Source organism: Streptomyces sp. IBSBF 2435, assembly GCF_036815005.1.
In the GTDB taxonomy this organism is placed as follows: domain Bacteria; phylum Actinomycetota; class Actinomycetes; order Streptomycetales; family Streptomycetaceae; genus Actinacidiphila.
Genome location: NZ_JAJSYW010000246.1, coordinates 1 through 7,909, shown reverse-complemented (window position 1 = coordinate 7,909; position 7,909 = coordinate 1). Strand labels below are relative to the sequence as shown.

8 protein-coding genes are annotated in these 7,909 nt (G+C 68.5%); 5 read left to right on the top strand and 3 right to left on the bottom strand.

The genetic code is table 11. The annotated features are described in order from the left end of the window. The first annotated feature begins 239 nt into the window (after window positions 1–239). The 3 genes from V7E46_RS30650 to V7E46_RS30640 all read left to right on the top strand — a co-directional run bounded on the left by V7E46_RS30650 (window position 240) and on the right by V7E46_RS30640 (window position 1,233). Window positions 240–410 (top strand): hydrophobic protein, encoded by a 171-nt coding sequence (locus V7E46_RS30650; RefSeq protein WP_333771464.1) that lies wholly within the window; start codon window positions 240–242, stop codon window positions 408–410. 256 nt (window positions 411–666) lie between these two features. Beyond that, a complete protein-coding gene (locus tag V7E46_RS30645) occupies window positions 667–858 on the top strand; it encodes a CsbD family protein (RefSeq protein ID WP_333771463.1) in 192 nt (63 codons plus the stop codon). Window positions 859–1,071: 213 nt separating this feature from the next. Then, window positions 1,072–1,233 (top strand): hypothetical protein, encoded by a 162-nt coding sequence (locus V7E46_RS30640; RefSeq protein ID WP_333771462.1) that lies wholly within the window; start codon window positions 1,072–1,074, stop codon window positions 1,231–1,233. Between the two features lie 1,034 nt (window positions 1,234–2,267). On the opposite strand, the gene V7E46_RS30635 is transcribed toward V7E46_RS30640, so the two are convergent. Next, complete coding sequence (locus V7E46_RS30635; protein ID WP_333771461.1) at window positions 2,268–3,242, bottom strand: PIN domain-containing protein; 975 nt, start codon at window positions 3,240–3,242, stop codon at window positions 2,268–2,270. A gap of 356 nt (window positions 3,243–3,598) precedes the next feature. Here V7E46_RS30635 and V7E46_RS30630 point away from each other — a divergent pair, with 356 nt between their 5' ends. Continuing rightward, window positions 3,599–4,531: a hypothetical protein gene (locus V7E46_RS30630; protein ID WP_333771460.1), complete on the top strand. Its 933-nt coding sequence runs from the start codon at window positions 3,599–3,601 to the stop codon at window positions 4,529–4,531. Between the two features lie 977 nt (window positions 4,532–5,508). Continuing rightward, entirely contained in the window at window positions 5,509–5,955 is a 447-nt protein-coding gene (locus V7E46_RS30620; protein WP_333771459.1) for a hypothetical protein, read from the top strand. Window positions 5,956–6,478: 523 nt separating this feature from the next. Here the strand turns inward: V7E46_RS30620 and V7E46_RS30615 are convergent. Both V7E46_RS30615 and V7E46_RS30610 read right to left on the bottom strand, forming a co-directional pair. After that, window positions 6,479–7,369, bottom strand: coding sequence for a hypothetical protein (locus V7E46_RS30615; protein WP_333771458.1), 891 nt, complete (start codon window positions 7,367–7,369; stop codon window positions 6,479–6,481). A gap of 90 nt (window positions 7,370–7,459) precedes the next feature. Next, the gene (locus tag V7E46_RS30610; RefSeq protein ID WP_333771457.1) at window positions 7,460–7,735 is read right to left on the bottom strand and encodes a hypothetical protein; all 276 of its coding nucleotides are present in this window, start codon (window positions 7,733–7,735) and stop codon (window positions 7,460–7,462) included. Window positions 7,736–7,909 lie beyond the last annotated feature (174 nt).

The following is a 7,909-nucleotide window of genomic DNA, read 5'->3' as shown; positions in this document are numbered from 1 at the left end:
ATACCCGCCCCCGACCCGATCGCCCCCGACCCGATCGCGCCGGACCCGGATGCGGCCTCTGCCCGGTGACCCGGGCCACCTGGATGCACCCCCGTCCGGCCGGTCCACCACGGCACCGGCCGTCGGAACGAAGATTTTCGCGCACCCCTCCAGCGTTGTGAAAACGGGAACCGGACCGCTCTTAGCTGGTGCATGAGGGCTTCACCAGCGGGAGTGCGGAGTTTCGGAGGTAGATAATCATGGGACCGTTGCTCATTGTTCTTCTGCTCGTGCTCATCTTGTTCGGCGCGGGATTCGCTCTGCACCTGCTGTGGTGGATCGCTGTGATCGCCCTGATCGTGTGGGCGCTCGGCTTCGTCATGCGGGGCACGCACTCCAGCGGCGGCAGGAATCGCTGGTACCGCTGGTAGTCCGGCACGTCGCAGATGCGGGCGGGGCCCCGCCCGCACTGGTTGTGCCGAAGATTGTCCCGAATCCAGGAATGCCCGGAAAGTTCACGGACAGGAGTCTCCTGCCGGGAGGCTTCCGGAAAATATGCAGCGTCCCAACCTCCGCCGGAAGCCTGCCGGTACCTGTCACCAGAGCCGTTTTCCGCCGCCATTCCTCCCGCGCGTTTCTCCGGTCAGGATGGCGGCCGAAGAGAACCGGAACGCGAGGAGTCCCGTCGTGAGCGACAGCGACAAGATCGAAGCCAAGACCGACCAGGCCAAGGGCGAAGTCAAGGAGGCCGTCGGCCACGCGGTCGGCAACGAGAGCCTGGAGGCCGAAGGCCGCGGCGACCAGGCCAAGGGCGACGTGCGGGAGGGTGCCGAGAAGGCCAAGGACGCCGTCAGGGACGTCTTCAAGCACAAGGACTGACCACGCGGGCAGCACTTTCCCCCGCAGCGCACAGGCTTGATGCCGACGCATCATCCGCTGCCAACTCACAGCCGGGGGGGGGGGGGGGGGGGGGGGGGGGCGGGGGGGGGGGGGGGGGGGGGGGGGGGGGGGGGGGGGGGGGGGGGGGGGGGGGCGCCCCCCCCCCCCCCCCCCCCCCCCCCCCCCCCCCCCCCCCCCCCCCCCCCCCCGCCTGTGCTGTGCTCTGTCCAACTCTGCCGTCGCAGCCTTGTCCTGGCGGCTGTCGACCCGTACGTCGACCGCGAGGTCCTGGCCCGCCAGGTCGCCCGCGAGGACGAACAGCGCCGCGCCCTGGCCGCGTTCCTGAACGGATGGGCTGGGAACGGCCTGGTGTGACGATCGGTCCGGCGTGCGGAACGGGCGCCCAGGTTGCCGCGCCACCGGGTGGAACGGGTGAACCGGCCCGCCGCGCCCGTGGTCGTCCCAGATCCGCTCCTGCATGCCGGGGTCGAGAAGCACCGCGGCCGGTGCGGCGGTCTCGGGGAAGACGACCGTGTCGCGGGCGGTGATCCGCCACCGCCAGAACCGCGGCCCGGCATCCCCTCCGGCGACCGTGTGCAGCCGCGCCGGCCAGATCCGCTCCTGCTCCCACTCCAGGGCCTGCTCCCACCACGCACAGGCCACCGCATGGGCCATGGCGAACACCCGGCCCGGATCGGCCCCGGCCGCGGCTGCGGTCCGGGCGACCTTCGGCCAGGCCCGCTGCGCCGCGGCGGCCTCCGGGGCCGCGCGCGGGGCGAGGCGGTGGTGGCGGTGGCCGTCCCCGGCGGTGATCATCCACCGCTGGTGGCGGGCACAGGCCCGCTGCCACGGCGCGACATACCGCACCACCACGGCCTCCCGGCCGGTGCGGGCGGCCGTGCACAGCGCGCACCCGTACGCCGTCGGCCCGTGCTCCCCCGCCGAGGCGACCTTCCACCGGCCCGCCGGATTGCCGGAGCCGGGGGCTTCCCCGGACGGGGCCAGAGCGGCCGCCGGAACTGGTTGCGGCTCGTCGGCGAGCGCGGGTAGCGCCCGGGCCAGATCGTGTTCGCCGAGCCCGCCCAGCCGGGCGGGTAACTGCCGGCCGGCGGGGTTGAACAGCACCACGGCGTCGTCGCGCGGGCCGGCCTCGTCCCGCGGCCGGGTACCAGTCCAGGTCCACCACGGCAGCAGTGCGGCGGAGTCCATGCCGTAGCGCCCGGCGATCCGGCACACGTACGACCACGTCGTCTCCCCGGTCAACGGAGCGACCCGCAACGCTGGAGGGCCGAGGAGCAGTTGGGCCCGCGCGCCGCCGCGGGGACCGGCATCCGGAGCGGTGTGTGCCAAAGTCGGCTCCCGCGCCCCGGTACCAGGGGTCGGGCTCGGGGCCGGGGGAGGGTGCCCGGTCATTCCTGCCGCGCGGCCGCAGCACGCGCCCGTCGCTGCGCCCGTACACCGCTGCCGGGCCGGGGCTCTTCCGCAGTCCAGCCGGGTTCGTCTCCAGTGCCCTGGTCGCCGGCGAGTTTGCGCACGCGCAGAGCGGTGGTGCGGGCGCGGGTGGCCTGTCCGGTGTCGTAGGTCAGCAGCGTGGCACCGTGGCGGCCGGCCAGGACGTGCGCCCCCAGGGCTCGGTCGATGATCTCGTCGTCGGCGTTCGACAGCCGCAGGCGGCCGGGCTGGTCGAACAGGACTTCCACCATGATCTCGGCACGGAAGGTGCCGGTTTCGGGCAGGGTGCTGGTGTCGACCGGGTGGAGGGTGCCGCGTCCGGCGTCGCTGAGGATCCGCTGCAGAACGGCGAGAGTGAATCCGGAACGCCACCTGACACGCCGGTCCTTGGACTCCTTCAGCGTGTCGATTTCGTCGATGACGGCCATCGGGAACAGCAGGCACACCGGCTCGCTGGGCGACAGGCCCAGGAGTTCTGCGAAGTCGGCCTTCTCCAGGTTGTCGGGGTGGTGGATGTAGAAGCTGCTGTCGGGCAGGACGTACCGGATCCGGTCGTCCCAGCGGGTGAGGAGCTGTGCGAGATCCTGCACGGCAGCGTCCAGGGTGGCGATGCGCTCGGTGAGTTCCAGGTCCACCAGGTCACCGACGACACCGCCGGTGCGCTGGACGTCGTTTGCGATCATCGCGGACAGGTCGCTGATCCCGCCGAGGAGTGCTGCGTGGCCGCGGGTGAGGACCAAGGCGTCGAGGTCGGGCGTACTGATCTGAGCCCGCAGCAGGCGCACGGCCTGGTTGGCCCACCGCAGGTATTCCATGAGGCGGACGTAGGGCGGGTGCCCGGCGTTGTACACGTCCTCCACGGCCTGGTGGGCTTCACGCAAGGTCTTCAGGGCGGTGTTGCGGTCCGCGCCGGGCCGGGGCGTGATGAGCATCCGCTGATGATGCCAGTGCCCGGCCGCGGGGCGCTGGTGCTCGGAGGAACTGCCGGTGGCGATGACCACCGGAACTGTCTGCCGGGGCGGGCGCGGCTGGGAGACAATGCGCTTCTTGATCGACGGCAGTGGGGCGGGTGGATTGCGGGACCTTCAGGAGTGGGTCGGACAGGTGCCGGATGCCGAGGTGCGGCCGCTGGGGGGCCGCAGCCAACGATCAGGAGATTGGCGGCAAGAGAGCGTGCAAGAGGCCGTTCAAAAGACCGTGCAAGGGACCGTGCGCACCGATTCGCAGGGCCGTCCTGGAACAATGGTGCCATCAGCCCGGGGAGCGGCTTGGGGGGGGAGAAGCAGGGATGGTGGACTCCGAGCAGCAGCTGGACCTCGAGTTCGACGGCGAGTTCTTGGTGCCGCGGATCAACCAGCAGGCCTACCGAGACATCTACACCCTGGAAGGGTGGCTGCGCAGACTCTGCCTGGCTTCCTGGATGCGCGCCTACGGAGCCCTGTGGCACCAGCACCTGGACCCGAAACTGCGCAAGAAGCTCGAGCGCCTCGCTGAGAGAAGCCGCCAGCGCTTGCACCTTGACGCCGAGACCAGCGGTGACCTCATCTGGCAGTCCGACATCGGTCAGCTCCTGGCCATGCTGACTGACCCGCAGATCGCGGGCGACGTGCACCACTTGGCAGGGCAGGATCAGCAGGCGATCGCGAAAGACTTTGACGAGGTCCGCGAGATCCGCAACGTTCTCGCCCACAACCGCGCACTGTCGCCGCAGACTTACGCACTCCTACGTGTCAGCATCATCCGCCTGCAGAAAGTCGTCGACCACTTCCGGTCATGCCTCCTCTACAGCAGCTCGAACATCCTAGATGATGACGACGGCGACCTTGGGTCGTACCTTGCGATGCTGCTCGAGGGCAACGACTGGAGCAAGTTCCAGGCATTCGTCGCCCGGGGCCACGGATTCATCGAGTACGTCACCCTTCCGACTCAGCCCTTCGACAAGTGGCCAAATGCCCGACGACTCTTGGAAGTGTTCGCCGACCACCTGGACTACATCACCGCGTTCACCATGAGCCGGCTCGGCGATGAATTCATCATTGTGGCCCCGGACGAGCTGGACGAGGACTCCCAAGCTGCTCTGTGTCGGGCCTTTGCCGCGAACCCCGATGTTTGGGCCAATGTGCCCTATGAGGAGCAGCATCCTCGCTTCATCTGCAGTCCCAAGATGTGGATTTACGAAAACCAGTCGCCCTTCCGTAGCCAGAAAAGACCGTCCGGGTGACGCAGCGGCTGGAGGGCACGGTGCGCTGCGTCCAGGACCGCACCCGCTTGGTGCGCGTCCTCTACGAGCGCCTGGACCGCCTGACGGCCGCGCCTGTCGACCGGACCGCCTGAGCCCGCGGGATGCCGCCACCGAAGGCGCCTGAATCTTTGCCGGGTGCCGTTCGGCAACGGACTGGGCAACGGGGTGCGCAACGGACTGGGCGCACCGTTTCGTCAAGGCCGCATCGAAAGGACCCTTTGACCTGGGGTAGCGATGTCTCCGCCGCCGCTTCGGAGCGCTGACATCCCCTCTGTGCTCCTCTCCTTGTCCCCAGCCCTGGTGATGGAGGGTGGGACCAGGACTGTGGACAGGGCGCCTCGGGGGAGCGGCGTCGGTTCGCGTCGCGGCGGCCTGCCCCGCAGCCCGCCGCGCTGGTCCCGTACGCCCGGCGGCCGGGCCGAAGACTCCGGCGGGCATTCGGCGTGCGCCCCGCGGCTTGTAGTCGGCCAGCACCCTGGTGCAGATGTCAGCCGTGCCGTCGGCCCGACGGACCGTCGCCATCAGCTGGACAGAGCGGGGGTCACAGTCCGATCCAGTGCCCCAGCCCGTTGACGATCAAGCCCCCAACGGCGGCCATGGCGCCGGAGAGGACCGCAAGGCCGGCCGTCCGGACTATCGCACGGCGACCGGAGCGTTGCGGCTGTCCCTGACGAGCCGGGACGGTTCGAGATCCGCGCATGTACCGAGTCCTGGTGATGGTTGCCCCTCCTGAGCAACGAGGTCAGGCACACCTCTGACGGAGGTGCGTCGCAGGGCCTCAGCGACCCCACAGATCTGGTCTGAGGCTGCCCAAACGCTGTAGGGAAGAGGTGTTTGTGCTGGTCAGAGGTAGTCCGATGGTGGTTTCTGCGAGTCTTCACGAGTTATCGCGTTGTCATCATGAGTCTCTGGTTGTTTTCGTTAGGCTCAGATGGCCACGAGCGGGGGAGGGACACGTGGCGAAGATCTTGCGGATGCCGTCCGAGCGTGATCTGCCGCAGGGGGCACGACGCGACTTCGTGGAAGAGCTGTGGGACTGCTACCGCCGGGCGGGCCGCCCGACGCTCCAGGAGATCGCCGATGCGATCTCAGCCGACTACGACGCCTTCACCGCGAGCAAGGAGACAATCCGCCGGGCCATGCTCGGCAAGACGGTGCCAATCGACGGGGACGTCGCCGACGCCCTCTTCGAGGTGTTCTGCAAACGCTCCAAGACCGATCCGAACGAGGACCGGTGGCCGGACTCGATGGACGGACCTGAGCCACGGCGGGACTGGTGGCGCAGTCTGTGGTCTCGGGCGCTGGAAGAGGCGCCATCTACACCGGTTGGGCCGGGAAGCACCAGCGGCTGGGGGACCTGCGCCGCCCGTTCCTCGGCGGCTGTGGAGGAGCCTCCGTTCTGACCTCCCGGCCAGGCGGGGCGGCCGCCCCGCCTCGAGACGGCTCCCGGAATGAGTGCTGGACGGGGTCGGCCCGGAGCCTCGGTACGCCGGCACAGTCCTGGTGCCCGCGGTGCGACCGTGGGTGTCGGCGACGGCGGCGAATTGTTCGGTCTGCTGCTGCGGCGACCATCAGCCCCGCCACGCCCGCGCCGTCTCCAGGTCCTGGCGCTCCCGCGCCTCGCGCTCCACCCGCCCCCGCTCACAGCGGGCATCCTCCTCCGCCCACCGCCGCCGTGCCCCCTCAAGGCGCAGACGCGCCTCCTCTTCTCGCTCCAGTCGTCGACGCTCAGCCTCCTCGGCCTTCCGCGCCCGCCTCTGCTCCTCCAACCGCTCCGCCCGCGCGGCCTCCTGAAGCTGCCGCATCACCTCGTGCTTGCCTTGGTCAGCGATCGACTTCCGCACGGCGAGTGCCCCTGCTCAGCACTGCAGCAGGGGCCCCCGGATGTCCAGACGCGATCGACTACGTCGGATCAGCGCTGCTGGATCACATGAAGTCGAAGTCGGGTTCCCAGCCGTCATCCACCTCTTCTTCTGTGCGCAGTGAATGGCCTTTCATGCCCGCGAGGTCCAGTTCCGGGCCGGTCAGCGTGAGCTTGCAGACCCGGCACCCGAAGAAGCGCGGAAGGAACCAGATATCCCCGTACTCCCCGTCTTTGTCGCGCCCGCTGATGAGGGCGGGACTTTCGCACGCTGGACACTGCGTGGGAACGCACAGGTACCACCGGCTGGGCAACGGCGCTGCCGACAGACCCGCGATCACGGCCGCCTTTTCGCTGTCTGCCATGCGTTCCGTCAGCTTTGCGAAGGTCTCCTGCGCCCGTCGGATCTTCACCTCGTAGCGCAGTTTCAGCTCGGACGTTGCCTTTTCTACGAGGTTCTTGCTTGCCTCGTAATGGTTCTCCCAGAACCGGCTCGGCTCCATCTCCAGTGCAGGCAGCAGGGAGTCGATGTACGTGGCACCGGCTGCCAGTAGCTCCCTGCACTCGCTGGAGGCACGCCCCCATCCCATGTGAGTGATGCCGTTGCGGGCGTCTCGCAACGTAGCGAGATGCGCTGGCGGTTTGACGTTCTGCACCTTCGCGAGTCTCGTCACGGCTTCCGCACCGCCAACGGTTCGGAGATTCGCGCGGCCCTTTTCCACCTTGTCTTCCTGACCACCGAGTACCAACAGATCTTCTACGGAAGGCCTGACGTCGGCCAGCAACGTGAGCGCGATGGAGGCCAGAGACCCCTTGGCCAGATGTTCGACAGCCACAGCCATGTGATGGACTGCGAAGTCCTGATCCACCGGTTCCTCGAAGTAGGCGTCGAGGGCTGTCCGAGCCCATCGCTGTGCAGAGCGCACCAGCTCATCACGGATCTCATCCTGGTTCATCGAAGAACCGTAATCCGCTTGGCGCTCGGTGGACGGCGCTCGGTGAGTTGTCGAGTAAGGCCGATGGGATCGGCCAGCGGCCCGCGGTTCTCACGCCCAGTCGATGCCGAGTTCGGCGAGGGAGGCGAGCTGGTCCGTGGTGATGATCTGCGGGTTTTTGTCGGTGGTGGTTCGGCATGGTGATGTCAGTGAGGCAGGTGGTGGGTTTTTGCTGTTCAGTGGGTTGTCGTGGGTGGCTTCTCTGGTGTCATGGATGCCGATCTGCTGCTGACGTTTTTGGTGATGGTGCGGGTCGGTTGGTTGCCGGTTGGTATAGCGAGAGGGGCGTTGCCGCTGGTCAGGACCTGTACGGGCAGCGCCGGCCACTCCCGGGCCCAGCCTCGCCGGCTTGGCCTGAACTCCGCACGCCGCCTTGGCTGTGACGGTGATGAATCGTGCCTGCCTTGCTCATACCGTCATCGTGCCGCCCCGGTTTGCAAACCAGCCCCAGCCCTGTCGTCCGGCGCTGCTGATGATGAGGGTGGGGAGTTTTTCCAGGAG